Genomic DNA, 26,866 nt, shown 5'->3' with positions numbered 1-26,866 from the left:
GGTGCTGCAGAGCCGGGGCCCATCCTTCTGGAGTGCGACTGGAGTACGACATCTGGGTGCCGGCGCTGCGCCGCAACGCTGAAGGGCCTTGCGGCCTGTCCGGGACACGAGAGGAGGCAGCTGGACCTTCGGTGGCGCTGACCGAGGGGCGCCACGTCCCTTTGCGCCTCAGGGCGCGACGGTCGGCTCCGCCTCGACCGGTTCACGGCCCCTGCCGACAACGTGGATCGCACCGTCCTTCACCAAGGCCACCTTCCGCGTGTGGAAGGCGTCGAGCGTCGAGCGGTGGCCGATCGAGACGATGGTGGCCTGCGGCAGCTTCTCCGCCAGGAGCCGGTACAGCCGGGCCTCCGACGGCTCATCCAGCGAGGCAGTCGCCTCGTCCAGGAACAGATAGTCCGGCGCATGCAGCAGTGCGCGCGCAAGCCCCAGGCGCTGCTGCTCGCCGAGCGACAGCATCCGGTTCCAGTGACCGTCCTCGTCGAGCCGTCCGGCGAGGTCAGGCAGCCCGACCGCGATCAGCGCGTCGTGCACTTGCGCCGCGCTGAACGCGCCGGGCGCTGCCGGATAGACAACGGCATCGCGCAGCACGCCGACCGGAAAATAGGGCCGTTGCGGTAGCATCATCAGTTTTGCCTTCGCCGGAATGACAACCGTGCCGGTACCGAACGGCCAAATGCCGGCGATGGCCCGGAACAGCGTGGACTTGCCGGAGCCCGACGGTCCGGTCACCAACACGCGCTCCGGGGACTGAATCGTGAAGGCCTTGGCGGCCACCAGCGGCGTGCCGTTGGGCAGGTTAACGCAGAGCTGCTCGAGGTCGATATGACGGCCGCCGGCGACCTCCAGGGCGATGGCAGGCTCACGTGCCGGCAAATTCGCCGCCGATTCGACCGACATCTCGAAGCCATCGAGGCGCGCAACGATCGAGCGCCACTCCGCCAGCGACCGGTAGGCCGTGACGAAGAACGACAATGCGCCCTGGACGCTGGAGAAGGCGGATGCGGTCTGCATCATGTCGCCGAGCTGGATCTTCTTGGCGAAGAAGGCCGGCGCCACCAGCACGTAGGGAAAGATCACTGCGGCCTGCTGGTAGCTGGCCGTGAACGCGGTGAGGCGTTTGGTCCGGCTCATGATGCCGTACCAGTTGGCGATCACGAAACCGAAGCGATCGAGCAGGCGGGCGCGTTCGGCGCCTTCTCCCCTGAGCAGCGCGATCTGCTCGGAATTCTCGCGGACGCGGACCAGGTTGAAGCGGAAGTCGGCTTCGTAACGTTGCTGCTCGAAATTGAGGTTGACCAGCGGTGCGCCGATCCAGTGCGTCAGCGCGGTGCCGAAGATCGCGTAGATCAATGCGCCCCAGCACAGATAGCCTGGGATCATGAGATCGGTGCCGAACAGGCGCAGCGGCGCGGCGTTGGAAAGGCCCCAAAGGATGATCACGAAGGAGAACAGCGTCACGATCGACGAGAGCAGGCCGAGCCCGATGGTCAGGGTCTGCTCGACGAAGTTCTTGACGTCCTCGGTGATGCGCTGGTCCGGGTTGTCGGCCGCATCGCCCTTGAGCTGCATGCGGTAATGCGTGGCGCCCCCGAGCCATTCACCGAGATAATGCCGAGTGAGCCATTGCCGCCAGCGAATCTGGAGCCACTGGTTCAGGTAAAGCTTGTAGACGGCCAGCGCGATATAGGTGAACGCGAGCGCGATGAAGATCCAGATCTCCCGCACGAAGTTGTCCCAGTCGCTGGTCTGGAGCGCGCTGTAGAACCGGTTCTGCCATTGGTTCACCAGCACGTCGATCGCGACCAGCGCCAGCTCCATCGCGACCACGGCGGCGAGCAGGCCGCGGCCGGCCCATTTGTCCTCGGATCGGAAATAGGGGGCTGCGATTCGCCAGACGATCGCGAGCGTGGCGCTGATGTTCTTCACAGAGCGGGGTCTCCTCGGGGGTATGCGCAACTGCCTGTAGCAACGGCAGAAACAAGCGCGCTTAGACTAAAGTCGCAAGTTGTGCAATTTGCGTTGTCCCGGCCGGCGACCCTAGCATGGACGTTGACGGCGCGGGGCGGGGGCATTCGGACTTCGCGAGCTTGTGAGCGGACGGGAACCGCTTCATTCGCGAGGAATTCGCGTCCAACTCGGGGGTTATCGCTTCCAGCGTCAAGCAGGACCGGCTCTCCACGCGGGCCGCCTGCCGCAAACAGGCGTGGGGGAGGAAGCCATGTGGAATCAAATCTACAATCCGCTGAACAATGCGGCACTGTCGACCGTCGCGGCAGCCGTTCCGGTCGTCTCGCTCCTGGTCATGATCGCGAGCGGGCGCGTGAAAGCGCACATCGCGGCCGTGATCGCCGTGATCATCACCAACCTGATCGCGATCTTGATCTTCACCATGCCGGCGGGCATGTCGATCCGCGCCTCGGCGCTCGGCATCGTCACCGGCTTCTTTCCCATCGGCTGGATCGTCCTCAACGTCATCTTCCTCTACCAGGTCACGGTGAGCACCGGGCGCTTTGAATTGCTCAAGCGCGCCATCGGCGGTGTCACCGAGGACCGGCGCCTACAGCTCTTGCTGGTCGCGTTCTCGTTCGGCGCCTTCTTTGAAGGCGCCTCGGGCTTCGGCACGCCGGTCGCGATCACTGGCGCGGTGCTGATCGGGCTGGGCTTCTCGCCGCTCGCAGCCTCCGGCCTGTCGCTGATCGCCAACACGGCGCCGGTCGCCTATGGCGCGCTGGGCACGCCAATCCAGGGACTTGCTTCCGTCACCGGGCTCGATCCCTACATCCTGGGCGCGATGGTCGGCCGGCAATTGCCGTTCTTCTCGCTGATCGTGCCGTTCTGGGTGGTCTGGGCGTTCGCGGGCTGGCGGGGCATGAAGGATGTCTGGCCGGCGATTCTCGTCACCGGCGTGTCATTCGCGATTCCCCAGTATGTGATTTCGAACTACGTCAATCCCTGGATCGTCGACATCGGGGCGTCGCTGATCTCGATGGGCGCGCTCATCCTGTTCCTGAAAGTGTGGCAGCCGCGGCAGCTCTGGTTGTCGCCGGAGCTGCGCGGCCACGACGAATCGGCCGCGCAGATGGAAAAGACAACGCCGTTGGACAAGACGCCGCTGACCCAGTCCGAGCTGTGGAGCGCGCTTTTGCCCTGGATCATCGTCTGTATCGTGATGCTGATCTGGGGCAACGGCGCATTCAAGACCTGGGCGAACTCGGTCTTCACCTGGAACTACCCCGTTCCCGATCTGCACCAGATGATCAACAAGATGCCGCCTGTGGCCGCCAAGCCGACGCCGGAGGGCGCGGTGTTCGCGTTCACCTATCTCTCGTTCACCGGCACCGGCATGCTGATCGCGGCGATCATCTCCGGCTTGCTGATGGGGGTTGGGCCGGGACGCCTGCTGGTCGAGTACGGCCGCACGATCCGGCTGTGCGCGATCTCGCTGATCACCATTTCGGCGATGCTCGCGATCGGCACGCTCACCCGCCTCTCGGGTGTCGACGCGACGCTCGGTCTCGCCTTCGCGGCGACCGGTGTGCTCTATCCCTTCTTCGGCACGCTGCTCGGTTGGTTGGGCGTGGCGCTGACGGGATCCGATACCGCCTCGAACATCCTGTTCGGCAATTTGCAGAAGATCACCTCCGAGCAGATCGGCCTGTCGCCGGTGCTGATGGCGGCGGCGAACTCCTCCGGCGGCGTGATGGGCAAGATGATCGACGCGCAGTCGATCGTGGTCGCCTCCACCGCGACGCGGTGGTACGGCCACGAGGGCTCGATTCTGCGCTTCGTGTTCTGGCACTCGATCGTGCTGGCCTGCTTGGTCGGCGTGCTCGTGACGCTGCAGGCCTATGTCTGGCCGTTCACGGCGCTGGTCCTGAAGTAGCCGTCAGCGTCGCGCTTCGACAAATCCCCGCGAGGTTCATCCCCGCGGGGATGTTTGCGTCGGCCGCGAACCTTCTCAACGGCACGGCTGTCCTATAGAAGGTGCCGCAAATCAGGTCGCTCGAGAGGTCTCATGGTTTCGCTTCTGCGATTGGTGTGCGCTGTGGTTGCAATGCTCGCGATGTCCACGCTCGCGCGTGCCGAGGAGGGGTTTCCCTTCGGCACCGAGATGACGCTGGAGGCGTTGCCGCAGGCAGGCTCGAAACGGATTCCGAACATCGAGATCGGCGACAATGGGGAGGTCGTGCTGGAGCTCTGGTGCAAGGGCGGCAAGGGCCAGTTCTCGGTTGCCGGCAACACCGTGATCTTCGTCCCCACCCAGATCCAGGACCGTTCCTGTCCGCCTGCAAAGGCGCAGGCCGATGACGAGCTCGTCGCCGCACTCGGCAGCGTCGAGACCTGGAAGCGCCAGGGTGACGTCCTCATGCTCACAGGTCCCAAGCCGCTGCGCTTTCGCGTCAACGGGAATTAAAGCATGATCCGGAAAAGTGTGCAGCGGTTTTCCGAAAAGATCATGCTCAAACAATAACCTGAAGCGCGATGGTGATTCATCCTGATCCCATCGCGGTTTAGGTCTCGCTCGCGGCACTCTCATGTCCCGGACAAGGCGCATCGCCTAAAGCATGATCCGGAAAAGTGCGAAGCGGTTTTCCGGAAAGATCATGCGTAAACAACAAGCTAAAGCGCGATGACGATTCATCCAAATCTCATCGCGCTTTAGGCGATGCGACGCAGGGCCGGGACCCAGGAATTCATCCCCGACTTCGCGTGCAGCCTCTTGGGGGGGCGGCTCTGAAGCGCTGTCGCGCTGCGTCCGGGGCACGGTAGCTCGGCCTACTTCCACACCGACTTGTCGGCATCCCAGCGCTGGCCCTTCAGCTCCTGGGCAAGCGCCTCGATCGAGCCGTTGTCGTCGGGCAGATCGCCTTCTTCGTCCGGGCTCGCGTCCTCGGACAAATTGAGCTTGGCACCGCTGCTCTCGTCGGCGGTGGTGGTTGCGGGGCTGCCGATCCAGAGCATGAGCTTGTCGGTGGCGCCCGGCTTGTCGGGCGATACGAGCCCTGCGACCTCGATCGTGTCGGTGAGCTCGAGCGCCGGAAAATCCTGGTTCGGCCGCTTGAACACCAGCTTAAGCTTGCCGGTGGCCGGATTGAAGTTTTGCGACACCGGCTTTGCCGCGAGTGTCCTGCTCAGCACGTTCGCCACCGCGGTCGCAAGCTTGCCCTTGTTGATCTTGTCGCCCTCGCGCCAGTCGGCCGCGGGGAAGCGGATGGTGCGGTCCATCTCGGTCATGCCCGCAGTCCAGCCAGCGGCCGTGACGCCGGGCATCGCCTTGAATTTCGACAGCAGCGCGCCCGCGCGCTCGGGATCGACCGACATGTTGATGGTCTGCTCGCCCGCGCGCAGCGCATCGCAGCCGACATTGAGGCTCGCCAGCGTCACCTCGACCTCCTGGCCCTTCAGGCTCTTCAGGAAGTCGGTCGCAGCGTCGAGCTTGACCTTGACTGCGATCGCTTCCGGCGAGACGTCGGTGAAATCCTTCGGCTGCGGCGTGATGCCGTCGTCGGAGGTCTGACTGTCCAGGAATTCTCTTTCGCTGAGATCGGAATTGTCGGGCGAGGTGACCTCGGTCACCGCCTGACCGATCGCGATCTGGCCGCGGAATTCGAACGTGTCGCCGGACTGTTTGCGCGTCAGCTTGACGCTGACCGGCGACTTCTCGCCGAGGCTCTGCGTCGTTCCCGTCAGCGTCTGGCCGGCGACCTGGAGATTGACGACGAACCGGTCCTTGCGCTCGGAGTTTTTCGCGACCGGGTAACAGACGTCGAGCACCGCCGCGGTGACCGTCTTGCCCTGCCGTGTCTCCTTCAGGATCACGTCGGCATTGCCGTCCATCAGCCCGTCGATCGAGGTGAAATAGCGCGTCTCGGTTCCGCCCGGCACTGTCGACTTCGGCGACAGCTTCATCTGGGCGGAGGCCGGATGCGGCGAAACGGTGAGCAGGGCCGCCAAAACGGCTGTCGAACAAACCAGAAGCGCACGCATTGATGAGATCCTCGGGCAACGGGCATGATCCGGAAAAGTGTGAAGCGGTTTTCCGAGAGGATCATGCCCAAACGATCAGAATCGGCGCGCCACCGTAGTGGGTTTTGGCCGCTGGTTGAATCGGAAAGCGAGGAGGCAGGGTCGGCAAAAAAGAAGGCCGCCTGGAGGCGGCCTTCGCAACACTTTCATTGGGATGGAGGCTTAGAAGCCGCCCATGCCGCCGCCGGGGGGCATGGCGGGCGGAGCTTCCTTCTTCGGCAGCTCGGCGACCATGGCTTCGGTGGTGACCAGCAGGCCGGCCACGGAGGAGGCGTCCTGCAGCGCGGTGCGCACCACCTTGGCCGGATCGATGATGCCCTTCTCGACCATGTCGACATAGTCCTCGTTCTGGGCGTCGAAGCCGAAGGTCTCGGACTTGTTCTCCAGGATCTTGCCGACGACGATCGAGCCTTCCACGCCCGCGTTCTCGGAGATCTGGCGGATCGGGGCCTCCAGTGCCTTCAGCACGATGTTGATGCCGGCCTGGACGTCGTCATTGGCGTTGGTGAGACGGCCGACCGCCTTCTTGGCGCGGAGCAGCGCGACGCCGCCGCCTGGGACGATGCCTTCCTGCACCGCGGCGCGGGTGGCGTTGAGCGCGTCCTCGACGCGGTCCTTCTTCTCCTTGACCTCGATCTCGGTGGCGCCGCCGACGCGGATCACCGCGACGCCGCCGGCGAGCTTGGCGAGGCGCTCCTGGAGCTTCTCGCGGTCGTAGTCCGAGGTGGTCTCCTCGATCTGAGCCTTGATCTGGCCGACGCGGGCCTCGATCTCCGGCTTCTTGCCGGCGCCCTTGACGATCGTGGTGTTCTCCTTGTCGATCACCACCTTGCCCGCGCGTCCCAGCATCTTCACCGTGACGTTCTCGAGCTTGATGCCGAGCTCCTCGGAGATGAGCTGGCCGCCGGTGAGGATCGCGATGTCCTCCAGCATGGCCTTGCGGCGGTCACCGAAACCCGGCGCCTTGACGGCGGCGACCTTGAGGCCGCCACGGAGCCGGTTGACGACCAGGGTGGCCAGCGCCTCGCCCTCGACGTCCTCGGCGATGATGACGAGCGGCTTGCCCGACTGCACCACGGCTTCGAGCACCGGCAGCATGGCCTGCAGGCCCGAGAGCTTCTTCTCGTGCAGGAGGATGTAGGCGTCCTCGAGCTCGGCGGTCATCTTCTCGGCATTGGTGACGAAGTAGGGGCTGAGATAGCCGCGGTCGAACTTCATGCCCTCGACGATGTCGACCTCGGTGTCGAGCGACTTGTTCTCCTCGACGGTGATGACGCCCTCGTTGCCGACCTTCTGCATCGCCTGGGCGATCATCTTGCCGATGGCGGCATCGCCGTTGGCCGAGATGGTGCCGACCTGGGCGACCTCGGAGGAGGCGGCGACCGGTTTGGCGCGCTTTTCGATATCCTTGACGACCGCGGCAACCGCGGTGTCGATGCCGCGCTTGAGGTCCATCGGGTTCATGCCGGCGGCAACCGCCTTGGCGCCTTCGCGCACGATGGCCTGGGCCAGCACGGTCGCGGTGGTGGTGCCGTCGCCGGCGAGGTCGTTGGTCTTGGAGGCGACCTCACGCACCATCTGGGCGCCCATGTTCTCGAACTTGTCCTCGAGCTCGATCTCCTTGGCGACGGTGACGCCGTCCTTGGTGATGCGGGGCGCGCCGAAGCTCTTCTCGATGACGACGTTGCGGCCCTTCGGACCGAGCGTCACCTTGACGGCGTTGGCGAGAACGTCGACGCCGCGCAGCATGCGTTCGCGCGCGTCTCCGGAAAACTTGACGTCTTTGGCAGCCATGGTCTGCAGTCCCTCTTGTTTCGTGATGTGTCTTGTTTCGTGCGTGCGGCGCTGTCTTCGTCATTGCCGGGCTTGACCCGCCTGCGCGGCCGAAGCCGCTTCGGCGTGGCGTAGGCCCGGCAATCCATCATCTTGTGAGGAAGGATGGATGCCCGGGTCGAGCCCGGGCATGACAGCGGAGCATTCAGTGGCCGTTCAGGCGGGTGGCCTTAGGCCAGCACGCCCATGATGTCCGACTCCTTCATGATCAGGAGCTCTTCATTGTCGATCTTGACCTCGGTGCCCGACCACTTGCCGAACAGCACGCGGTCGCCGACCTTGAGGTCGATCGGAATCAGCTTGCCGGTCTCGTCGCGGCCGCCGGGGCCGACGGCGACGACCTCGCCCTGCGACGGCTTTTCCTTGGCGGTGTCGGGAATGATGATGCCGCCCTTGGTCTTTTCCTCGGCGTCGATACGTTTGACCACGACACGGTCATGCAGCGGACGAAATTTGGATTTAGCCATGACGTTTCCCTTTGGAGGCTCGCTTCGGAAGTAGTGGAAGTCGGTGGGGCGGCGCTTCCGTCCACCCTCTCCTCGAGGATCGAACGGCGCGCTTAGCAATCGGGCTTTCCGAGTGCTAATAGTGGGCCCGGAAATATGGCTTGGCTGCGATCCTGTCAAGCAAAGGTGGTTAAGCGGTTGTTGAGGCGGATATAGGATGGTGGCATTGGAAACTCGTTCGGAGCGCCGGCGTATAGAAGGACGTCATTGCTCCGGCAGCGATTTTGCGCTTGGCTGCGGGAGGGGTGCGGCCATGGTCTTGTTCGGGGGAATGCCATGATCTGTTCGGCTCACACGCGCACGGTTGCCAATCTGGCGGCCGCCTCTTGTCTGGCGCTGTTGCTGGGCGCCTGCGGCGGCGGCATGAGCCTGCCATCCTTCTCGTCGTCCTCGCCGCCGCCCGAAGCCGAGCCCGGCACAGCTCCGGAAATGCCGGCCACCATCCGCGCCGACGAGATCGTCGGTCGCTGGGGTCTCGCCTCGTTCCAGAACCCGGCCGACCGCGCTCGCACCGAGGCTGCGGCGAGAGCCCAGTGCAAGAATCCCTACGTGATCGGCGCCGGTTCATCCGGCGGCGTGATCATGCATCTGGCCGACCAGGCGACGCCGCAGGAACTGCGGCTGAAGGGCTCGCCGAGCGGCAAGAACTACATCGGACCGGCCGGTCCGACCCCCGGCGAGCAGGACCGCGAGATCGTCTCCTTCGACGGCCGCGTCCTGATCACCCGCTTCATCGACAAGGACGCCGCCACGCGCTACGGCAACATGGTCTACGTCCGCTGCGCGCCAAGGGCGTGATAGGGCTCCGGCCCAACCACTCGTCATTGCGAGCGTAGCGAAGCAATCGAGAGTCTTTCCAGGGTGACAGTCTGGATTGCTTCGCTTCGCTCGCAATGACGGCAAACAAAAACGCCGGCCCTGGGCCGGCGTTTTGCTTTGTCCGTATGCGCGTCCGCTCAATCAAACAGCGCGTCGATGTCGTCTTGCGAGGCGTGGCCGACGTCGCCGGCGAGCTTCGGACCATTGAGGAGCTTCTCGTCGTCGCTGCGGTTGTCGACCTGCGCCGGCACATGGGCCTTGATCGCGTCGACGCCACCCCAGATGTCCATCATCGCATTGATGTGCTGCTCGATGAACTTCATCGTGGTCATGACCTTGCTGATGCGCTGGCCGGTCAGGTCCTGGAAGTTGCAGGCCTCGAAGATCGAGATGACGCGCTCCTGGATATCGTCGGCGAGGCGCTTCTGCTGATCGGCCGAGTCCACCTTGGACATTGCGCTGGCGGCCTGGTCGATCGATTCCGCGGCTTCGAGGATTTGCTGGGTCGCCTGCTCGGTGCCGCCGACCACCGCGCCGAGCTCGCCATTGACCTTGGCCATTTCGCCGCCGTCGAAGCTCTTGCCGTGCAGCGTCGCGATCTCGCGCTTGGTACGATCGATGGCGTCGTGGATGAGGTCGAGCTCGACCTTCAGCTTCTCGCACTGCTCGATCTGCGCCCGGTAGGTCTCGAGCATGGTGCGGGCTTCGGCAAGCTCGTGCGCCGTGGAAGCATCGATCGCCGCCATGGCAGCGCTGCCGGACAGCGGGGCCGCGACGACGCCCTTCGCCATCTGGGCGCGGATCGCGCGCAGCTCGGCCATGATCTCGCTATGCATCGGGATTGCCTCTTCGGTGTCGTCCAGAATCGGCATCTCGCCGCTGATGATATCCTCGACGCGAAAACGCTTGCGGTGAACAGCCATCAGGTTACTCCCCCACCTCACTCACGCGTCTTTGTAGGCAGAACCGATTTAACACGAAGTTCACAGGCGGAACTGCCGATCGGCCGCGCGCGACGCTGCGCAAAGAAGCGATTAACCATGGCCGCGCTGCGTTCATCGAAAATAAACGCTGATCGCGAAATTGCGCCGCCGCTCGCGACGTGGTGAATCCAAACGCCCGATACGTTTACCAAACAAAGCGGCTTTTGCTTTTTATTGACCACGTCGAGGAGCGCGGATCAGCCACCGGCTCGCCACGACGCATGTGATCTAGACGAAACAGTACAGAGTACGTCGATGTTCAAGAAAATGTCTGTTGCGCTGCTCGGCGGCGCTTGCACCTTCGTTGCCGGCGCGGACGCCGGCGCCTTCGACAATACCGTGCCGAACGATCCGCCCGCGGTGCTCTACGCGCCGCAGGTGCCGCCGGCGCCGGTGCGCGTCGCGTCGAATTCGAATCTGGGTGGCGGCTTCATCGAGTTTCTGTTCGGCGACGGTCCCGGCCGCGGTCCGGCCTATGCGCCGCAGCAGCCGATGTATCAGCAGCAGCCGGCTTACTACGAGCAGCGCCGCCTGCCGCCGATGGGCGAGCCGCAGATGCAAGGCGCAATTCAGCAAAGCGCGCTCCAGCAGGACGCGGTCGATCCGCGGCAGCGTCCATTCGATCCGAAATTCGAGAAGCAACTCGTCGACTATAGCGGCAAGGAAAGTCCGGGCACGATCGTGGTCGATACGCCGAACAAGTTCCTCTATCTCGTCGAGGGCAACGGCCGCGCGTTGCGCTACGGTATCGGTGTAGGCCGTCCCGGCTTCACCTGGTCCGGCGTGAAGTCGATCACGGCCAAACGCGAATGGCCGGACTGGACGCCGCCGGCCGAGATGCTCGCGCGCCGGCCCGATTTGCCGCGGCACATGGAAGGCGGTCCAGAAAATCCGCTCGGCGCTCGCGCGATGTATCTCGGCTCGACCCTCTACCGCATTCACGGCTCCAACGAGCCCTGGACCATCGGCACCAACGTCTCCTCCGGTTGCATCCGCATGCGCAACGAGGATGTCATCGATCTCTACGGCCGCGTCAACGTCGGCACCAAGGTCGTGGTGATGTGAAGCGTCATGCGCTCGATGGGGCGATCAACTCCGCATGCCGCGCCGGCTCGGGATGCGCGGCATCGAAGGGGGTGCGTGCCGCCGCCGAGCGCCTGCTTGGTTAGTCTATGTCTGCTGACGGTGTCCCCTCGACCCGAGACGGCGACGACAAGTTGATGAAGCCGAACGCGGTGCGCGAGCGAAGCGGCTTAGCCGCCGCACCGACAGCTCCGCCTTCCGGAGGCGTTCGTGCAGTCCCTCCAACTCGTACAATTCGGTGATGAGATGGGTTGTCACGTCGCTCAAGGTTGCAATGCGCTGCTGAAGTGGACTCATGTTCAAGACCCCCGACTATAGCCAAGAGAGGCAGCCACGACGTGTGGCGGAAGCAACGTGTTCTTCCAGTTGAACACCCATGTCCGTATTTGGAAATCCGGGAGTCTACGGCTGCACGCGTCAGAAGCGCGATTTTCAACTTCTATGGTGAAGTCATGCGCGCTGCTGACGTTCTGCTCGGTGCTATCCAGCAACGGTGTGCATTAGTCATATTATTTATATCGAACGGCTTCTCTGCGCGCGCTGGCGCAGAAGGCACTTCAACTCAGCCTCAAAAGAAACCGGCCGCCTGGAGGCGGCCGGTTTGCATCTGCAGCGCAAATGCTCACGCGTAATCGCTGCCGCCGTCATCGCCGCTGTCGAAATCGCTGTCGTCAGCCGTGTTGAAATTGTCGTCGCGATCGTCGTCGTAATTCTGGTCGTTGTTGTCGCGGTCGTTCGCCGCCTGGTCGAAGAAGCCCTGGCGGCTGTCCCGGTTGGAGCCGATGTCGTTCAGGCCCGCATCGCGTGCCAGCGAGCCGCCGGACTGATCGCTACCGCCCCAGGGGCTTCCACCTGCGCCGCCGCCACCGCGCTCCTCGATGATCGTGGTGTCGCCGAAAGCCTGCTGGTGCGGACCGCCCATCATGCCGCGGATGCTCGAGAGCAGGAGGGAGCCGCCGACGACGCCGGCCGCGGCCGCTGCGGCCGTGCCGAGGAACGAGCCGCCACCACCGACCGGCGGAGCGCCATAGCCCTGACCCGGACCCTGGCCATAGGCCTGCCCGTAGGGCGGCGCGCCGTAACCTGGCTGCGTCTGCTGCATCGCCTGTCCGCTGTTCCAGACCGGCCGCGAATCGCGCGGCGGCACGTTCGGAACCGAGCCGCGCGACGGGCTCGATCCGAACAGCGTCTCGCGCATGGTATCCAGGAAGCCGCCAGACTGCGCCTGCTCGGGCCCGTGTCCTGCCTCCAACTCCTGAATGCGGGCATTGGCGCGCTTGAGTGCTTCGTCCTGCACCAACACGGTCTGCACCAGCGCGTAGACCGCGCCGGGCGCCTTGCGCAGACCGTCGGAAATTGCCGCGGTCGCGTCGGGATCGCGCGGTGCATTCTCCAGTTTAGAAAGCCGGTCAAAAAGCTCGTCGACGAGCTGGCGTTCCTGCGGCGTCATGATCTGTCTCCTCTGCGCAGAACCAAGCGCGCAGGAGATGTAGGGTTCCATTATGGCCCCAACAGTGCCGGCCGGATTAAATTTCCGTAGGCGACAAGCTGTCGCCTGGTCCCGCTTTTCGCCCGTTTCATCCCAATGTCACGTTGCTGTCCGCCAGCAGGCGCGCGAAGGCGTCGCTCTTCAGATACGCGTGCTCGCGTTCACGCACGTCGGTCATGGGATCGAGTCCGGCGAGGACCTCATCGACGAAGCCGGGATGGCACATCACGAGGCCGCCATCGGGGAGACCTTCCAGGAATTGCCGCATCAGCGCGCCGAAATCGGCCGCGCGCGTGAAATCATAGGCGCCGGCGAAGGCGGGATTGAAGCTCAGTCCGGCACTGGCGGCACGGCGGCGGAATTGCGCGCTGAGGATATCGAGCACCATGGCTTTCGGTGAGGCGAGCCGCTGCGCCAGCGGCAGCTCGCGGCCGCCCTGGCGCACCCAGGCGTTTGGCGCAGCCTCAGCGACTGCATCGACGAAGCCGTCGCGCACCTGCGGATAGAGCTGCACATGCTGGTGGCCGTCGACAAAATCAGGAGCGCGTCCGAACGCTTCCATGAAGGCGGCCAGTTGCGCCTTCACCTCGTTGCGGATGAATTCACGGTCGAGCCGCCGCAAAAGTCCCGCGCGCAGCAGTTTTGGAAACGGCATGAACATGTCGCCGTCGAGCGGGCGGAAGTGCATGGTGAGCGGCCGGAACGGCGCCGACAGCGTCACATGCAATCCGATCGCGCAGCGCGGGCTCTGCTTTGCACAAGCCTGCAGCGCCTCGACTTCGCCGCGCGCGATCGCCGGACCCACCATCATCACCGAAGTGGCGTTGAGGCGGCCGCGTTCGATCAGGTCGCGGATGGCGCGGTTGACGCCCGGGCTGATGCCGTAATCGTCGGCGCAGAGCCAGATTCGCCGCGGGCTCGCGGCGGTGCTCATTCGGCTGCCGTCCTGCTCGCGGCGTCCTGGCTTGAATCGTCCTGGGCCTTGCCGGCCTCGAAATGCTTCGCGCTGTGCTCGGCGACGAAGTAGATCGGACGCGCCTTCAGCTCGGACAGGATTTTTCCGATATATTCGCCGACGATGCCGATCATGATGAGCTGCACGCCGCCGATCGTCATCAGGCCCACCACGAGCGAGGGATAGCCGGGGACCTGCTTGCCGGTCGTGAATACCTCCCAGAGGATCGACAGGCCGAAGAGGAAGGCACCTCCGGCGAGAATAACGCCGAGCAGGCTGGCGAAGCGCAGCGGCGCCACCGAGAACGAGGTCAGGCCCTCGATCGAGAGGCCGAGCAGGCTTACGGCGTTGAAGGAGGTGATGCCATGGGCGCGCGCCGCAGGCTCGTAGTCGACACGGATCTGGCGGAAGCCGATCCAGCTGGCGAGGCCCTTGAAGAAGCGGTTGCGCTCGGGCAGCTGCCTGAGTGCGGCGACCGCGCGCGGCGACAGCAGACGGAAGTCGCCGGCGTCCTCCGGGATCTTCTGGCGGGCGCCCCAATTGATCAGCGCGTAGAAGCCGTGCACGGCGATCCGGCGCAAGAAGGGCTCGTTGTCGCGATGCGCCTTGGCAGTGTAGACGACGTCATAGCCGTCATCGATCCAGTGCCGCACCAGCTCTTCGACGAGCGCCGGCGGATGCTGGCCGTCGCCATCCATGAACATGACGGCGCCGAGCCGGGCATGGTCGAGGCCCGCCATCAGCGCGGCCTCCTTGCCGAAATTGCGCGACAAGGACACCACCTGGACGTCGATTGCGTCGGCCGGCAGCGACCGGGCGATCGGCAGCGTCGCATCCGCGCTGCCGTCATCGACATAGACGACCTCGCAGGCCAGGCGATACCGCTGCCGCAAGGTCTTGGCGAGATCGCAGATGCGCTGATGCAGGGCGGCGAGGCCGGCCGCCTCGTTGTAGACGGGAATGACGATCGACAGCCCCTTCGCTGCGGCGCTAGCTGCGGTGGTCGTCATGCCGGAAACGTCAGAGCCCAGCGTCATCGATCAAGGTTCCAGAGGCGTTTAGGTCTTCTCAACCGCATATGGTAACTGCCGTTTGCTGTCGCTACGCTGAACGGACCCGAGGCTCACCGCCCCAGGAACGCCTCGAGCCTGGCGAATAGCGGGTTCTCCCGGTCGAACACGTAGTCGAGCGAGACCACCGAGACGGTCTCGGCGCCGTGCTCGCGCAGGTAGCTCGCCAGCGCATAGAGCTGCCCGGGCGGGCAGTGCAGCGTCAGCATGCCTGACGAAGTCGGACCGCCGAACGGGGCCTCGACTCCGTATCGGCTGTGAGCCTCGCTGAGCAGGGCGGCGTCGCATTGCCGGAAGCGGGTGCGGACCTCGCGGTACTTGTTGGCCCGGGCCCGCGCTGCGATGTGATCGAGGATGACACGCGCCGTCTCTCGCGCTTGCGGCGACCAGTCGGCCTCTTTGGATGCCACCAGATTGGCCTGGCTGCGCAGGATCACGCCGTCATCGAGCACCCGCAGGCCGTTGGCGGCGAGCGTCGCGCCGGTCGTGGTGATGTCGACGATCAGCTCGGCGCTGCCAGCGGCCGGCGCGCCTTCGGTCGCGCCCGCGCTTTCGACGATGCGATAATCGGTGATGCCCTGACTCTGGAAGAAGGCACGCGTGAGGTTGACGAACTTGGTTGCCACCCGCATCCGCATGTGATGCTGCTCGCGGAAGCCGGTGGTGACGTCGTCGAGGTCGGCCATGGTGCGGACGTCGATCCAGGCCTGCGGCACCGCGACGACGACATCGGCATAGCCGAAGCCGAGCCCTTCGATCAGCGACACGCGCTTGTCGGCATCGGCGATGGTCTCGCGCACCAGGTCTTCGCCGGTGACGCCGAGATGCGCAAAGCCGCGCGACAGCTGCGAGGCGATCTCGCTCGCCGAGAGATAGGCAATCTCGACATTGTCCAGCCCTGCGATGGTGCCGCGATAATCGCGGGCGCCGCCGGCCTTCGACAGCTTGAGCCCGGCGCGGGCGAAGAAGGCTTCAGTGTTTTCCTGCAGGCGGCCCTTGGAGGGAACGGCCAGAACGAACGGCGCGCTCATGTCTTAAGCTCCCACCTTGCGGCCGATCCGGTTCAGCGCATCCACCCAGACCGAGAAACCGACGGCGGGAATCGGCGCGGCCGAGCCGAGCTGGGTCATCAGCCTGTCATAGCGGCCACCGGCAACCAGCGGCTCGGCGCCGTTGCCCCTGTGATGCAGCTCGAATTCGAATCCGGTGTAATAATCGAGCCCGCGTCCGAATGCGGTCGAGAAGCGCGTCTGCTTCACGTCGATGCCGCGCGCGGCCATGAAGCCGACCCGGCTCTCGAATTGATCGATCGCCGAGGCGAGATCGAGCTTTGCATCAAGCGTGAGCGCGCGCAGCTCGGCGATGGCATCGTCGGGATTGCCTGATATCGACAGGAAGCGCTTGAGCACGGTGATCGCCTCGCGCGGCAGCGCGCCGCCCTTCAGCGTCGATTGCTCGAGGAAGCGGTCGGCGATCTCGGCCGTGGTGCGCCCGCCGACATGGGTGGTGCCGGCGATCGACATCAGATCAGTGACGAAGGCGAGCGCCGCCTTGCGGTCGGAGCCGGCGAGAGCGGCCAGCACGCCCTCATATTCGCTGCGCGTCGCGGTGGCTGCGGCTGCCAATCGCTCCAGATCCTTCTCCAGGCTGATCTTGCGGTTGAAATCCTTCACCAGGCGGCGGCGCCAGACCGGATAGAGGTTGAGGGCGTCCAGCAGAGCATTGAACAGCGCGACGTCGCCGGTGCGGATCTCGACATCGCGGACGCCGAAAGCGGCGGTCGCCTCCAGCGCCAGTGACAGCATCTCGGCATCGGCCGCGGCGCGGTCCTGACGGCCAAATGATTCGATGCCGGCCTGAAGGAACTCGCTGGCCTGACCGCTGCGGTAGCGGAAGACCGGACCGAGATAGCTGAATCCGGCCGGCTGGCCGGCGCGCCCCGAGGCCAGATAGTCGCGTGCCACCGGAATGGTCAGGTCCGGGCGCAGGCAGAGCTCATCGCCGGACAGGTCGGTGGTGAGGTACAGGCTCTTGCGGATGTCCTCGCCGGAGAGGTCCAGGAACGGCTCGGCCGGTTGCAGGATCGCGGGCTCGGCCCTGACATAGCCGGCCTGCGCGAACGACAAGAGCAGCGTATCCGCCCAGGCGGCGGAGCCGGCAGCATTTGAGGTGGCAGTCGCGGTCATCACAGGGGTCCATCGTCCCGGTGGAACCGGGTAGCCAAGGGAGAGACGGGAATTGGCGCAGCCCTTAGCATGGCCCGACAGCGGTTTCGACCTCCAAAGGATCAATCGCTTAATGGTCGGGCAAAGCCGGGATCAGGTGGGCTTGCCCCAATCACCCAGCACCGTCTGGACCAGCGCCAGGGCCGCCACAGCAGCCGTATCGGCCCGCATGATCCGCGGGCCGAGCGCCAGCCGCAGGGTCCTGGGCTGCCGCAGCAGCAGCGTACGCTCCTCCTCGGCGAAGCCGCCTTCGGGGCCGATCAGCACGTCGATACCTTGAGCGGCCTCGCCGCGGGCGTTTTGCAGGCTCCGAGCGGGGTCTTGGACCTCCGCCGCCTCGTCGCAGAAGATCAGCAACCGGCCCGCGACGCGCTGGCTCAAAAAGCGCTCCAGCGGCATCGGCTCGGCAACTGCGGCGATGCTGAGGATGCCGCATTGCTCGGCCGCCTCGACGACATTGGCGCGCATCCGCTCGGTGTTGACCCGCGAGGCCTGGGTGAACCGGGTCAGGACCGGCTGCAGGGCGGAGGCGCCCATTTCGATGGCCTTCTGCACCATGTAATCCAGCCGGGCATGCTTGAGCGGGGCGAACACGTAAGTGAGGTCGGGTAGTCGGTCCTGGGGCCGCGTCTGCTGGAGGATGACGAGGGCATCCGGCCGCTTGCGGCCTTCGATGGCGGCCTGCCACTCGCCATCGCGACCGTTGAAGGCCAGGACCTCGGCCCCGGCGGCCAGCCGCAGCACGTTGCCCAGATAATTGCTCTGGTCGCGGTCGAGCGGCACCCTGGCGTCCTGGGCGAGGGGGGCGTCAACGAACAGGCGAGGGGCGCGAAAATCGTGAGAGGGCATCGTTCAAGGGTCCGATTTGCCGCCGTTCTTAACCGAAACCAGTACTTTTGGGGGTAAATATCGCCGAATTGGTGCGTCTCCGCGCCGCGCTCTTGCCCTATTCGATGGGTTGTTAAGGGCCGGCGGGAATCGTAAAAACGCGAACACGCTGGTTGCGCTTCGATTGGGAAGACGCCGAACCCCGTAAGCTCCTGCCGGAGAGACTGCCTTGATGATCCGTCATCTGATGGTTCCGATCACTGCCGCCATGGTCGCCATGGGTGCCGCGGGCGCCTATGCGCAAAGCGCCTTCCCGGCACCGCTGCCGAACCAGGCCGCGAGCAGTTCGGCGTTTCCGCCCGTGAACGGCTCGGCGCCCGTCGCTTCCGTCGGCACGGCGCCGCAATCGTCCTTTCCCGTGAACGGCGCCGCGCCGATCGGCGGCGGTGGCGCTTTCAGCGCCGCTCCGCCGACGCAAGCCGGTCCCGGCGAGGACTGCATGAAGGCCTTCATTCCGCTGCGCGAAGAGGCCGAGAAGCGCGGCAAGCTGATCAAGGCGGCGAGCGACCGTCATGCACCGCCGGACGAAGCCTGTAAGCTGATCCGCAATTTCAGCCAGGCTGAGACCAAGATGATCAAGTACATCGAGACCCACGCCGCCAAATGCGGAATCCCGCCGCAGGTCGGCGCGCAAATGAAGGACGGCCACAAGAACACCGAGGCGATGGCGACGAAGGTCTGCAACGTTGCGCAGCAGATGCAGAACCAGCCGCGCGGTCCGGCAGGTCCCTCGCTGAGCGAGGTGCTGGGTTCGGGCTCGGCGCCTGAGGCCAATGCCGGCAAGAAGGGTGGCAGCACCTTCGATACGCTCAACGGCAACGTCCTGACCCGATGAGCGACTCATCCGCCCGCGTTGCCGATTCCACGGGCAACTGGGTCGATACGCTCGCGCCGCTCTGGGCGCGACCCTATTTGCGCCTGTCCCGCTTCGACCGTCCGATCGGCTCCTGGCTTCTCTTGATGCCATGTTGGTGGTCGGCGGCGCTCGCCGCCGGCATGGCGCACGATATCCGCGGTCTGCCGCTCACCATCGTCCTGTTTTTCATCGGCGCTTTCGTCATGCGCGGTGCGGGCTGCACCTGGAACGACATCACCGACCGCGATCTCGACGACAAGGTCGAGCGCACGCGCTCGCGGCCGCTGCCGTCGGGGCAGGTGACCACGAAGCAGGCGCTGGTCTTCATGGTTGCACAGGCGCTGATCGGTCTCGTGGTGCTCCTGCAATTCAACCGCTTCGCGATTGCGACCGGCATCGCCTCGCTCGTGATCGTCGCGATCTATCCCTTCATGAAGCGCATCACCTGGTGGCCGCAGACCGTGCTCGGGCTTGCCTTCTCCTGGGGCGCCTTGATGGGATTTGCCGTCACCTTCGGACGCATCGACGTCACCGCGCTCGTGCTCTATGCCGGCGCGATTACGTGGGTGATCGGCTATGACACGATCTACGCGCATCAGGACGCCGAGGACGACGCTCTGATCGGCATCAAGTCGACCGCGCGCCTGTTCGGCACGCATACGCGCCAGGCGCTGGTCCTTTTCTACGGGCTCGCGGTGATGCTGATCGGCATTGCACTGGCGTCCGGCGATGCGCGCTGGCCGGCCTGGCTCGGGCTGATCGCCTTCACCGCGCATCTGGCGTCACAGATCGTGCGCCTCAGGATTGACGATCCTGAACTCTGCCTGCGCCTGTTCAAGTCGAACCGCGATGCCGGCTTGCTGCTGTTTGCGGGATTGCTCGCGGACGCGGCGGTGAAGGCAGCGTAGTCGCCGCTTAGTTCCGCGCAATAATCTCGCGCTCGTCCCGATGAACGGGCAGCTCGCGCGCCATGCCGGTGCGGCGCCGCATCAAGAACTTCGGGCGGCGGGTGCGAATCGCGTTGGCGCGGCGGCGGCGCGGCGCGGGCTTGCGGGCACCCTCGTCGAGCTGCGGCAGCGCGAAGATCTCGCTCCAGATTGTCCAGGCTTGCGCGATCTCGTCGGCATCGGCGCCGACCAGCAGCGGAATGGATAGCGAGGGATCGCGATGCACGAGGACGAGCGTCTGCGCTTCGTCCTTGCCGCGCAACGCGACGCCGGTGAAGTCGGCAACGCGGACGTTGATCGCCATCTGCATGCCGCGGACGGCACGGCGCAGCACGACGCGCTCGCGATGAAGCTCGATCTGCCTGACATGTCCGTCGGCGCGCGGATCATGCGCATCGAAGCGGACCGGAAGGGAAAGAGGGTCGAGCCGCAAGGAGCGGCTCGACCCGGCGGGGTTGGCCCCGCATGTTGCTGTTTGACGCCTCACGGCTTCGTTCTCCCCGCCGGGATTATGTTCCCGGTCGATGCGAAGACCTTAGCGCGCGCCTGTCCGAAACCGCTTAAAAAGGCTGGTTAACCCACCGTCACTTGCTCCTCATGATTGACAAGACCTTGGCGCGCATGATTGACGAGACGTTGCGCGAGAGCTGCGAATTTGAGCTTTTGCGGGCTGAAAATGCTTGAAGTCCGCGCTATCAGGGCACATCTGTGGGTTCCGGTCCCGAACCCCGCCCCAATAGGATTTCGTTCGTGAACTCTTCACCAAGCTCGACGCTTTCGACTTCAGCCAATCGCGATTTGTTCGATCAGTCCGCGCTCTCCGATCTCGCGCAGCGGCTGGTCGAGGCGGCCAGGCGCGCCGGCGCGGATGCGGCCGACGCGGTCGCGGTGCGCGGCGTCTCGCAGGGTGTCGAGGTGCGCGACGGTCGTGTCGAGGAATCCGAGCGGTCCGAGGGCGACGATGTCGGCCTGCGCGTGCTGGTCGGCCGGCGCCAGGCGGTGGTCTCGACCAACGATGTCAGCGGCGATGCCGTCACCAAGCTCGCCGAACGCGCGGTGGCGATGGCGCGTGTCGCGCCCGACGACAAATATGTCGGCCTGGCCGATCCTGCGTTGCTCGCGCGCGACTTCCCCGATCTCGACCTGCTCGATCCCGATGTGCCCACGACGGCCGAGCTCGAGCGCCGCGCGCTCGCGGCCGAAGCTGCCGCGCTCGGCGTGAAGGGCGTGAGCAAGTCCGGCGGCGCTTCGGCGTCTGCCGGCATCGGCGGCATGGTGCTCGTCACCTCGACCGGTTTCCACGGCTCCTACCTCCGTTCCAGCCAGGGCATCTCCGCGACCGCCATATCGGGCGAAGGCACCAGCATGGAGCGCGACTACGACTTCACCTCGGCGCCACACGGCGCCGATCTGTTGTCGCCGGAAACCGTCGGCCGTTCCGCCGGCGAGCGCACCGTGGCGCGCTACAATCCGCGCAAGGTCGAGACCTGCAAGGTGCCGGTGGTGTTCGATCCGCGCGTCGCCGGCTCCCTGGTCGGCCATCTCGTCGGCGCCATAAACGGCGCCTCGATCGCGCGCAAGACCAGCTTCCTCAAGGACAAGCTCGGCCAGCAGCTCTTCGCCAAGAACATCCGCATCGTCGACGATCCGCTGCGCAAGCGCGGCCTGCGCTCGCAGACGTTCGACGCCGAAGGCGTCGCGGTGCAAAGACTCGCGCTGGTCGACGAGGGCGTGCTGACGACCTGGCTGCTCGACTGCGCCACCGCACGCGAGCTCGGCCTCACCACGACCGGCCACGCCCATCGCGGCGTTTCCTCTTCGCCCTCGCCGGGGCCGTACAACCTGCATCTCGAGCCCGGCACGCCAACGCCCGCCGAGCTGATCGCCGACATCAAGCAGGGCTTTTACGTCACCGATCTGATCGGCTCCGGCGTCAACGGCGTCACCGGTGATTACAGCCGGGGCGCCTCCGGCTTCTGGATCGAGAACGGCGAGATCACCTATCCCGTCAGCGAAGTGACGATCGCCGGGCATCTGTTCGAGATCTTCAAGTCGATGCAGCCGGCGAACAATCTCGAGTTCCGCTACGGCATCAATGCGCCGACGGTGCGCATCGAGGGTTTGACGCTTGGCGGACGCTGACCGAGCAGACGCTGCTTGGCTCACCTCTCCCATGGGGAGAGGTCGCGCCGAAGGCGCGGGTGAGGGGACCGCTCTCTCGCGGGACCTGCGCCCTCTCACCCGATTTGCTGCGCAAATCGACCTCTGCCCGATGGGGAGAGGTGGTCTTCGCATGCGGGCTCGGTTGACCCGATGACGCCTGTTCTCGACAAGTCCATCCTGACCCGCGATGCGGTGCTGCTGAAGGACACGGTGCGGGACGCGGGCGCGCTCGCGCAGTCGATGTTCCGCACCGAGCTGAGGAAGTGGATCAAGGGCGCGTCCTCGCCGGTGTCGGAAGCCGATATCGCGGTCAATGATCTGCTCGAAACGCGCCTGCGCGCTGCCACTCCCGACTATGGCTGGCTGTCCGAGGAGAGCGCTGACGACGCGGTGCGGCTGTCGCGGCGGCTGACTTGGATCGTCGATCCCATCGACGGCACCCGCAATTATCTCGGCGGGCACGACGAATGGTGCGTCAGCGTCGCGCTGGTGGAGGACGCCGCGCCGGTGCTGGCCGCGGTGTTCGCGCCGGCGACCGACGAGTTCTTCTTCGCGGTGCGCGGCCAGAGCACGACGCTGAACGACAAGCCGGTGCGGGCGACGGGCGGATCCGAGCTCGACTTCGCCCGCGTCGCCGGCCCGAAGCCCCTGGTCGAGCGGCTGAAGCCGTCACTCGGCGAGATCAAGCTGCACCGGCGAATCGGCTCGCTCGCGCTGCGGCTGTGCCGGGTCGCCCACGGCGCGCTGGATGCGGCTTTTGCGGGGGGCAACAGCCATGATTGGGATCTTGCCGCGGCCGATTTGATCGTGCAGGAAGCGGATGGTAGGATGAGCGACCTCTCCGGAGAACCCATCCTCTATAACCGCCGGGAAGTGGCGCACGGGGTGCTGGTGGCAGCGGGACGCGATCGTCATGCGGGCATTGTCGCGCATTTTCGCAACCGTCCCTTAGCCTAAAGCGCTTTCGTCGTGCTTCTCGAACACTGCTTTGCCGGGCAGCCCGTTAGGAACAGAACTCATGCCAGATAGTGCCCCGCAACAACTGCTTCACCTCGTCATCGGCGGCGAGCTCGTCGATCTCGACCACAACACCTTCAAGAATCTGGACGAGGTCGACATCGTCGGCCTCTATCCGAACTATGCCACCGCCCACGCTGCCTGGCGGGCCAAGGCGCAGAGCACGGTCGACAATGCGCAGATGCGCTATTTCATCGTGCACCTGCATCGGCTGCTCGATCCGAATCAAGAACCGGCACGTTGAAGAAACTGCTTCGCAATACGCTGCGAAGCAGCTTCGTTCAGCGTGCCGTCGGGGTCCTGGCGGCCGAATATCTGCGCTTTGTCTGGCGGACCAACAGGTTCACGTTCGATCCGCCGGATGTCTATGAACGCGTCGAACCGCAGATCCCGGCGATCTTCGCCTTCTGGCACGGCCAGCACTTCCTCACCCCGTTCATCAAGAACAAGGACCGCTACAAGGCCAGGGTCCTGATCTCCCGGCATCGCGACGGCGAGTTCAACGCCATCGCCGCCGAGCGGCTAGGCATCGGCACGATCAGGGGTTCCGGCGATCATGGCGGGGCTTTCCACCGCAAGGGCGGGGTCGGCGCTTTCAAGGAAATGGTGCGGACGCTCCAGGACGGTTGTAATGTCGCGCTGACCGCCGATGTCCCCAAGCGTTCGCGCGTGGCCGGGCTCGGCATCATCATGCTGGCACGGGAATCGGGACGGCCGATCATGCCTTTCGCGATGGCGACCAGCCGCTTCGTCCGGCTCAAGAACTGGGACCGCACCACCATCAATCTGCCATTCGGGCGGGGCGCATTGGTCGGCATCAAGGAAATCCACGTTCCCGCAGATGCCGACGCCGCCACGATGGAAGCGCTGCGGCAGGAGCTGGAAGACACGTTGAACGAGGCGACCCGCCGCGCCTATGCGCAGCTCGGCCGCCCGGGACCTGAAGATGCCTAGTTCGCTGCCGATGACGCTGCGGATGTATCGGCGCCTGGCTAGCGGCCTGGTGCCGCTCGCGCCTGCGCTGATCAAGCGGCGGCTGAAGCAGGGCAAGGAGGATCCCGCGCGGGTCGGCGAGCGGCGTGGCCTGTCCCGCGACGTGCGGCCGCATGGCCCGCTGGTCTGGATTCACGGCGCCAGCGTCGGCGAGGTGCTGGCCGCGGCGGCGCTGATCGAGCGCCTGCGCGATCTCAACCTGCGTATCCTGCTCACCTCGGGCACGGTCACCTCGGCGGCGGTGGTGGCAAAGCGCTTTCCGCCCGATGTCATCCATCAATACGTGCCGTATGACTCGCCGCGCTATGTCGCGCGCTTCCTCGATCACTGGAAGCCGTCGCTGGCGCTGTTCATCGAATCCGATCTGTGGCCGAACCTGATCCTCGCCGGCGCGGCGCGTCGGGTGCCGATGGTGCTGATCAACGGGCGGATGTCGCCGCGTTCTTTCCCGCGCTGGCGGCGCATGCACGGAACCATCTCGGCGCTGCTGTCGCGGTTCGACATTTGTCTTGCGCAGTCGAAGATCGATGCGGAGCGCTTCTCCGCGCTCGGCGGCCGCGACGTCGTCACCACGGGCAATCTCAAGCTCGACGTGCCGGCGCCGCCGGCCGATCAGGCCAAGCTCGAACGGCTGATGGCGATGACGCGCGGCAGGCCGATCATCGTCGCGGCCTCGACCCATCCGGGCGAGGACGAGATGCTGGTGGCGGCGCATCGCAGTCTCGTCGGTTTCTTCCCGCAGCTTCTCACCGTGATCGTGCCGCGGCATCCGGATCGCGGCTCCTCGATCGCAGGCCTGATCACGGCCTCGGGCCTGAAACCGGCATTGCGCTCGCGCGAGGAGCTGCCGACGGCGACGACCGACGTCTATGTCGCCGACACCATGGGCGAGCTCGGGCTGTTCTATCGGCTCTCGGGAATCGTGTTCATGGGCGGATCGCTGATCCACCATGGCGGCCAGAATCCGATCGAAGCGATCAAGCTTGGCGGCGCGATCGTCCATGGTCCGCACGTGTTCAACTTCGCCGATGTCTATGAGGCGCTCGATGCGAGCGGCGGGGCACGGCAGGCCGACACGCAGGAGGCGTTGGTCAAGCAGCTCGGACAGCTTCTGGCCGAGCCGACCGTGCGCGACAAGATGCAACGCGCAGCCTCGGGCGTGGTCGAGCAGCTTGGCGGTGCGCTCGATCGCACCATGGCCGCGCTCGAGCCGTATCTGTTGCAGTTGCGGATCGAGATGGGAGCCGCCAATGCGTGAGCCGGCCTTCTGGTACCGGCCGCGTTCCCCGCTTTCGCATGTCCTTTCTCCCCTGGGTGTGCTCTACGGCGCCATCACCGCACGGCGCATGCAGCGCACGGGCGTGGATGCCGGCATCCCCGTGATCTGCGTCGGCAACTACCATGTCGGCGGCGCCGGCAAGACGCCGACCGTGCTGGCGTTGACCAAGCTCTTGCGCGAGCTCGGCGAGACGCCGGTCGTGATCAGCCGCGGCTATGGCGGACGCCTGAAGGGCCCGGTCACGGTCGACCGCGCACGTCACACCGCAACCGACGTCGGCGACGAGCCCCTGATGATGGCGAGCGACGTCCCGGTCGCAGTCGCGCGCGACCGTCTCGACGGCGTCGCGCTCGCGAAGTCGCAGGGCGCCACCGTGATCCTGATGGATGATGGTTTCCAGAATCCTGGTCTGTTCAAGGACGCCTCCCTGATCGTGATCGACAGCGAGCGCGGCCTCGGCAACGGCAGGGTGTTTCCCGCAGGCCCCCTGCGCGCGCCGCTGCAGGCGCAGCTCGCGCGCACCGACGCGCTGGTGCTGATCGGCGATGGCCGTGCTGCCAACGATGTCGCGGCCGAGCTTGCCAAGCGCGACAAGCCCGAGCTGCGCGCGCGGCTGAAGCCGGTTACGGCATCGCTCACGCAGCTGCTCGGAAAGCGGGTCTTCGCCTTCGCCGGCATCGGTGATCCCGACCGCTTCTTCCGCACTCTGCGTGCGAGCGGCATCGAGGTCGCGCACGCGCGCGCTTTCGCCGACCACCACGTGTTTTCGCAAGACGAGATCGCGGCGCTCGTAGCGGAAGCGCGGCGCGAGCAGCTCACGCTGGTGACGACGGAGAAGGACCTTGCACGCCTGCGCGGCCGCGAAGGCGTGCCTGATGGCATCGTGCCGTTTGCCGTTCAGCTCGAATTCGATGAACCGGCAAAGCTGCGGGAATTGATCAGCTATCATCTGTACAAGGCGCGCGAGCGGCGGTTCAGCTCGCGTTGAGGTCTGTGCCTTAGCCCGAAACGCGAAACGTCGCGGCTGGCGAATCCTCTTCCGCACGTTCGGAAGTTGATGTAGCCTCGCATGAGAGCCGTCACCGGGACGTGCCGAACTCCCGGCAATCATCGGCGGCGTTAAATGCCCACGGCGGGCAACGTATCTTTCATCACATCAGGTGCAGCGGCCGTAACGACCCGTTCGGAACGGCATCGAGAGTCATTGCCAAAGTTCAGAGGAGAACATGCCAGAAGCGGCGAAGCTGCGTTCTTCGTATACCCCGCCTGGAGGCTGAGATCCGGATCCGAAGCGCAGCCGCCGCAGTCAGGCGACGTGGCGGCTGTGCTCATGTGAAAGTCAGAGCCACGTCTGCAGTGCGGCGAGGCGGCATGCTCACCACGCCCCGACTGCCATCATTCCGATAATGGTGAGGCACGAGACGCAGGCCACGATGACGGTATAGGACTCGGGTGTATTCATTGCTGCCTCCCAAACTGTTGCCAATCGCTTGGTCATTGCTGCGCGGGAGTGATCGCCGGTCTTGGGCCGCTTCAATTCGGCATGCTGTGACCAGCCTCGCGGTGTGCATCCGTTCTCTCATCGTCATCCCGCTTTGCAGGATGATGATCCGCTTCGAGAGTCTCAGAGCGTTCAGCTGCGATCAGAAGCTGATTGCGCATTTCAGCGAGACGGGCCCGGCAATATTCACGATAGAGCAGGTCGAAAATGGCGGGCATGATCACCCCCA

Annotated in this window: 25 protein-coding genes; 12 read left to right on the top strand and 13 right to left on the bottom strand. The window is 65.2% G+C overall.

From position 1 onward, the window contains the following. Positions 1–168: 168 nt before the first annotated feature. A complete protein-coding gene (locus EAV90_RS03495; RefSeq protein WP_129142608.1) occupies positions 169–1,929 on the bottom strand; it encodes an ABC transporter ATP-binding protein/permease in 1,761 nt (586 codons plus the stop codon). A gap of 292 nt (positions 1,930–2,221) precedes the next feature. Here EAV90_RS03495 and EAV90_RS03490 point away from each other — a divergent pair, with 292 nt between their 5' ends. Together EAV90_RS03490 and EAV90_RS03485 are read left to right on the top strand one after the other, a co-directional pair. Next, entirely contained in the window at positions 2,222–3,886 is a 1,665-nt protein-coding gene (locus EAV90_RS03490) for an L-lactate permease (RefSeq protein WP_129142607.1), read from the top strand. A 132-nt stretch (positions 3,887–4,018) separates the two neighbouring features. Next, positions 4,019–4,417: an META domain-containing protein gene (locus tag EAV90_RS03485; protein ID WP_129142606.1), complete on the top strand. Its 399-nt coding sequence runs from the start codon at positions 4,019–4,021 to the stop codon at positions 4,415–4,417. Between the two features lie 362 nt (positions 4,418–4,779). Here EAV90_RS03485 and EAV90_RS03480 read toward each other — a convergent pair whose 3' ends face one another. The 3 genes from EAV90_RS03480 to EAV90_RS03470 form a co-directional block, all read right to left on the bottom strand. Beyond that, positions 4,780–5,991, bottom strand: coding sequence for a hypothetical protein (locus EAV90_RS03480; protein ID WP_129142605.1), 1,212 nt, complete (start codon positions 5,989–5,991; stop codon positions 4,780–4,782). 201 nt (positions 5,992–6,192) lie between these two features. Beyond that, entirely contained in the window at positions 6,193–7,824 is a 1,632-nt protein-coding gene (gene groL, locus EAV90_RS03475; RefSeq protein WP_122400936.1) for a chaperonin GroEL, read from the bottom strand. A gap of 209 nt (positions 7,825–8,033) precedes the next feature. Then, on the bottom strand, positions 8,034–8,330 hold the full coding sequence (locus EAV90_RS03470) for a co-chaperone GroES (RefSeq protein WP_025033779.1): 297 nt from the start codon (positions 8,328–8,330) through the stop codon (positions 8,034–8,036). A 315-nt stretch (positions 8,331–8,645) separates the two neighbouring features. On the opposite strand from EAV90_RS03470, the gene EAV90_RS03465 reads away from it, so the two are divergent. After that, positions 8,646–9,167: a hypothetical protein gene (locus EAV90_RS03465; RefSeq protein WP_162500113.1), complete on the top strand. Its 522-nt coding sequence runs from the start codon at positions 8,646–8,648 to the stop codon at positions 9,165–9,167. Between the two features lie 158 nt (positions 9,168–9,325). Here EAV90_RS03465 and EAV90_RS03460 read toward each other — a convergent pair whose 3' ends face one another. Beyond that, the gene (locus tag EAV90_RS03460; protein WP_164936759.1) at positions 9,326–10,111 is read right to left on the bottom strand and encodes a protein phosphatase CheZ; all 786 of its coding nucleotides are present in this window, start codon (positions 10,109–10,111) and stop codon (positions 9,326–9,328) included. Positions 10,112–10,426: 315 nt separating this feature from the next. On the opposite strand from EAV90_RS03460, the gene EAV90_RS03455 reads away from it, so the two are divergent. Then, positions 10,427–11,236, top strand: coding sequence for a L,D-transpeptidase (locus tag EAV90_RS03455; protein WP_122400939.1), 810 nt, complete (start codon positions 10,427–10,429; stop codon positions 11,234–11,236). 640 nt (positions 11,237–11,876) lie between these two features. Here the strand turns inward: EAV90_RS03455 and EAV90_RS03450 are convergent. The 6 genes from EAV90_RS03450 to EAV90_RS03425 form a co-directional block, all read right to left on the bottom strand. Further along, positions 11,877–12,704, bottom strand: a complete 828-nt coding sequence (locus tag EAV90_RS03450; protein WP_129142603.1) for a DUF2076 domain-containing protein — start codon at positions 12,702–12,704, stop codon at positions 11,877–11,879. 127 nt (positions 12,705–12,831) lie between these two features. After that, positions 12,832–13,677, bottom strand: coding sequence for a ChbG/HpnK family deacetylase (locus EAV90_RS03445; protein WP_129142602.1), 846 nt, complete (start codon positions 13,675–13,677; stop codon positions 12,832–12,834). After that, complete coding sequence (locus tag EAV90_RS03440) at positions 13,674–14,735, bottom strand: glycosyltransferase family 2 protein (protein ID WP_129142601.1); 1,062 nt, start codon at positions 14,733–14,735, stop codon at positions 13,674–13,676. The genes EAV90_RS03445 and EAV90_RS03440 overlap by 4 nt, the downstream gene beginning before the upstream one ends. Before the next feature lie 86 nt (positions 14,736–14,821). Further along, positions 14,822–15,799, bottom strand: a complete 978-nt coding sequence (gene hisG / locus EAV90_RS03435) for an ATP phosphoribosyltransferase (protein ID WP_129142600.1) — start codon at positions 15,797–15,799, stop codon at positions 14,822–14,824. A gap of 3 nt (positions 15,800–15,802) precedes the next feature. Then, positions 15,803–16,954, bottom strand: coding sequence for an ATP phosphoribosyltransferase regulatory subunit (locus tag EAV90_RS03430; RefSeq protein ID WP_122400943.1), 1,152 nt, complete (start codon positions 16,952–16,954; stop codon positions 15,803–15,805). A gap of 132 nt (positions 16,955–17,086) precedes the next feature. Then, the gene (locus EAV90_RS03425; protein ID WP_122400944.1) at positions 17,087–17,842 is read right to left on the bottom strand and encodes a 16S rRNA (uracil(1498)-N(3))-methyltransferase; all 756 of its coding nucleotides are present in this window, start codon (positions 17,840–17,842) and stop codon (positions 17,087–17,089) included. 211 nt (positions 17,843–18,053) lie between these two features. On the opposite strand from EAV90_RS03425, the gene EAV90_RS03420 reads away from it, so the two are divergent. Next, positions 18,054–18,716, top strand: a complete 663-nt coding sequence (locus EAV90_RS03420) for a hypothetical protein (RefSeq protein ID WP_129142599.1) — start codon at positions 18,054–18,056, stop codon at positions 18,714–18,716. Then, positions 18,713–19,645 (top strand): 4-hydroxybenzoate octaprenyltransferase, encoded by a 933-nt coding sequence (gene ubiA, locus EAV90_RS03415; protein WP_129142598.1) that lies wholly within the window; start codon positions 18,713–18,715, stop codon positions 19,643–19,645. The genes EAV90_RS03420 and ubiA overlap by 4 nt, the downstream gene beginning before the upstream one ends. 7 nt (positions 19,646–19,652) lie before the next feature. Here the strand turns inward: ubiA and EAV90_RS03410 are convergent, their stop codons facing one another. Continuing rightward, positions 19,653–20,171: a DUF6101 family protein gene (locus tag EAV90_RS03410; RefSeq protein ID WP_129142597.1), complete on the bottom strand. Its 519-nt coding sequence runs from the start codon at positions 20,169–20,171 to the stop codon at positions 19,653–19,655. A gap of 263 nt (positions 20,172–20,434) precedes the next feature. On the opposite strand from EAV90_RS03410, the gene EAV90_RS03405 reads away from it, so the two are divergent. The 6 genes from EAV90_RS03405 to lpxK all read left to right on the top strand — a co-directional run bounded on the left by EAV90_RS03405 (position 20,435) and on the right by lpxK (position 26,124). After that, a complete protein-coding gene (locus EAV90_RS03405; protein WP_164936758.1) occupies positions 20,435–21,826 on the top strand; it encodes a TldD/PmbA family protein in 1,392 nt (463 codons plus the stop codon). A gap of 171 nt (positions 21,827–21,997) precedes the next feature. Further along, positions 21,998–22,804, top strand: coding sequence for a 3'(2'),5'-bisphosphate nucleotidase CysQ (locus EAV90_RS03400; RefSeq protein ID WP_129142595.1), 807 nt, complete (start codon positions 21,998–22,000; stop codon positions 22,802–22,804). Between the two features lie 61 nt (positions 22,805–22,865). After that, positions 22,866–23,108 (top strand): DUF4170 domain-containing protein, encoded by a 243-nt coding sequence (locus EAV90_RS03395; protein WP_122400949.1) that lies wholly within the window; start codon positions 22,866–22,868, stop codon positions 23,106–23,108. Further along, entirely contained in the window at positions 23,105–23,818 is a 714-nt protein-coding gene (locus EAV90_RS03390; protein ID WP_122400950.1) for a lysophospholipid acyltransferase family protein, read from the top strand. Before EAV90_RS03395 ends, EAV90_RS03390 begins: the two co-directional genes overlap by 4 nt. Continuing rightward, complete coding sequence (locus EAV90_RS03385; protein ID WP_122400951.1) at positions 23,781–25,115, top strand: 3-deoxy-D-manno-octulosonic acid transferase; 1,335 nt, start codon at positions 23,781–23,783, stop codon at positions 25,113–25,115. The genes EAV90_RS03390 and EAV90_RS03385 overlap by 38 nt, the downstream gene beginning before the upstream one ends. Continuing rightward, complete coding sequence (lpxK, locus tag EAV90_RS03380) at positions 25,108–26,124, top strand: tetraacyldisaccharide 4'-kinase (protein ID WP_129142594.1); 1,017 nt, start codon at positions 25,108–25,110, stop codon at positions 26,122–26,124. Before EAV90_RS03385 ends, lpxK begins: the two co-directional genes overlap by 8 nt. A gap of 545 nt (positions 26,125–26,669) precedes the next feature. Here the strand turns inward: lpxK and EAV90_RS03375 are convergent. Beyond that, the gene (locus EAV90_RS03375; RefSeq protein ID WP_244607859.1) at positions 26,670–26,855 is read right to left on the bottom strand and encodes a hypothetical protein; all 186 of its coding nucleotides are present in this window, start codon (positions 26,853–26,855) and stop codon (positions 26,670–26,672) included. Positions 26,856–26,866 lie beyond the last annotated feature (11 nt).

The organism is Bradyrhizobium vignae (genome assembly GCF_004114425.1).
Classification (GTDB): domain Bacteria; phylum Pseudomonadota; class Alphaproteobacteria; order Rhizobiales; family Xanthobacteraceae; genus Bradyrhizobium; species Bradyrhizobium vignae.
Note: the sequence above shows the minus strand (reverse complement) of the source record. Positions and strands in the feature narration are given on the sequence as shown.

What these genes read in the sequence shown, in the direction of transcription:
- lpxK (WP_129142594.1), top strand. Translation starts at nt 25,108, where the DNA reads ATGCGTGAGCCGGCCTTCTGGTACCGGCCGCGTTCCCCGCTTTCGCAT.
- EAV90_RS03470 (WP_025033779.1), bottom strand. Translation starts at nt 8,330, where the DNA reads ATGGCTAAATCCAAATTTCGTCCGCTGCATGACCGTGTCGTGGTCAAA.
- EAV90_RS03450 (WP_129142603.1), bottom strand. Translation starts at nt 12,704, where the DNA reads ATGACGCCGCAGGAACGCCAGCTCGTCGACGAGCTTTTTGACCGGCTT.
- EAV90_RS03425 (WP_122400944.1), bottom strand. Translation starts at nt 17,842, where the DNA reads ATGCCCTCTCACGATTTTCGCGCCCCTCGCCTGTTCGTTGACGCCCCC.
- EAV90_RS03465 (WP_162500113.1), top strand. Translation starts at nt 8,646, where the DNA reads ATGATCTGTTCGGCTCACACGCGCACGGTTGCCAATCTGGCGGCCGCC.
- EAV90_RS03485 (WP_129142606.1), top strand. Translation starts at nt 4,019, where the DNA reads ATGGTTTCGCTTCTGCGATTGGTGTGCGCTGTGGTTGCAATGCTCGCG.
- EAV90_RS03375 (WP_244607859.1), bottom strand. Translation starts at nt 26,855, where the DNA reads ATGCCCGCCATTTTCGACCTGCTCTATCGTGAATATTGCCGGGCCCGT.
- EAV90_RS03385 (WP_122400951.1), top strand. Translation starts at nt 23,781, where the DNA reads ATGCGCAGCTCGGCCGCCCGGGACCTGAAGATGCCTAGTTCGCTGCCG.
- EAV90_RS03420 (WP_129142599.1), top strand. Translation starts at nt 18,054, where the DNA reads ATGATCCGTCATCTGATGGTTCCGATCACTGCCGCCATGGTCGCCATG.
- EAV90_RS03490 (WP_129142607.1), top strand. Translation starts at nt 2,222, where the DNA reads ATGTGGAATCAAATCTACAATCCGCTGAACAATGCGGCACTGTCGACC.
- EAV90_RS03395 (WP_122400949.1), top strand. Translation starts at nt 22,866, where the DNA reads ATGCCAGATAGTGCCCCGCAACAACTGCTTCACCTCGTCATCGGCGGC.
- EAV90_RS03480 (WP_129142605.1), bottom strand. Translation starts at nt 5,991, where the DNA reads ATGCGTGCGCTTCTGGTTTGTTCGACAGCCGTTTTGGCGGCCCTGCTC.
- EAV90_RS03400 (WP_129142595.1), top strand. Translation starts at nt 21,998, where the DNA reads ATGACGCCTGTTCTCGACAAGTCCATCCTGACCCGCGATGCGGTGCTG.
- hisG (WP_129142600.1), bottom strand. Translation starts at nt 15,799, where the DNA reads ATGAGCGCGCCGTTCGTTCTGGCCGTTCCCTCCAAGGGCCGCCTGCAG.
- EAV90_RS03455 (WP_122400939.1), top strand. Translation starts at nt 10,427, where the DNA reads ATGTTCAAGAAAATGTCTGTTGCGCTGCTCGGCGGCGCTTGCACCTTC.
- EAV90_RS03460 (WP_164936759.1), bottom strand. Translation starts at nt 10,111, where the DNA reads ATGGCTGTTCACCGCAAGCGTTTTCGCGTCGAGGATATCATCAGCGGC.
- ubiA (WP_129142598.1), top strand. Translation starts at nt 18,713, where the DNA reads ATGAGCGACTCATCCGCCCGCGTTGCCGATTCCACGGGCAACTGGGTC.
- EAV90_RS03430 (WP_122400943.1), bottom strand. Translation starts at nt 16,954, where the DNA reads ATGACCGCGACTGCCACCTCAAATGCTGCCGGCTCCGCCGCCTGGGCG.
- EAV90_RS03440 (WP_129142601.1), bottom strand. Translation starts at nt 14,735, where the DNA reads ATGACGCTGGGCTCTGACGTTTCCGGCATGACGACCACCGCAGCTAGC.
- EAV90_RS03445 (WP_129142602.1), bottom strand. Translation starts at nt 13,677, where the DNA reads ATGAGCACCGCCGCGAGCCCGCGGCGAATCTGGCTCTGCGCCGACGAT.
- groL (WP_122400936.1), bottom strand. Translation starts at nt 7,824, where the DNA reads ATGGCTGCCAAAGACGTCAAGTTTTCCGGAGACGCGCGCGAACGCATG.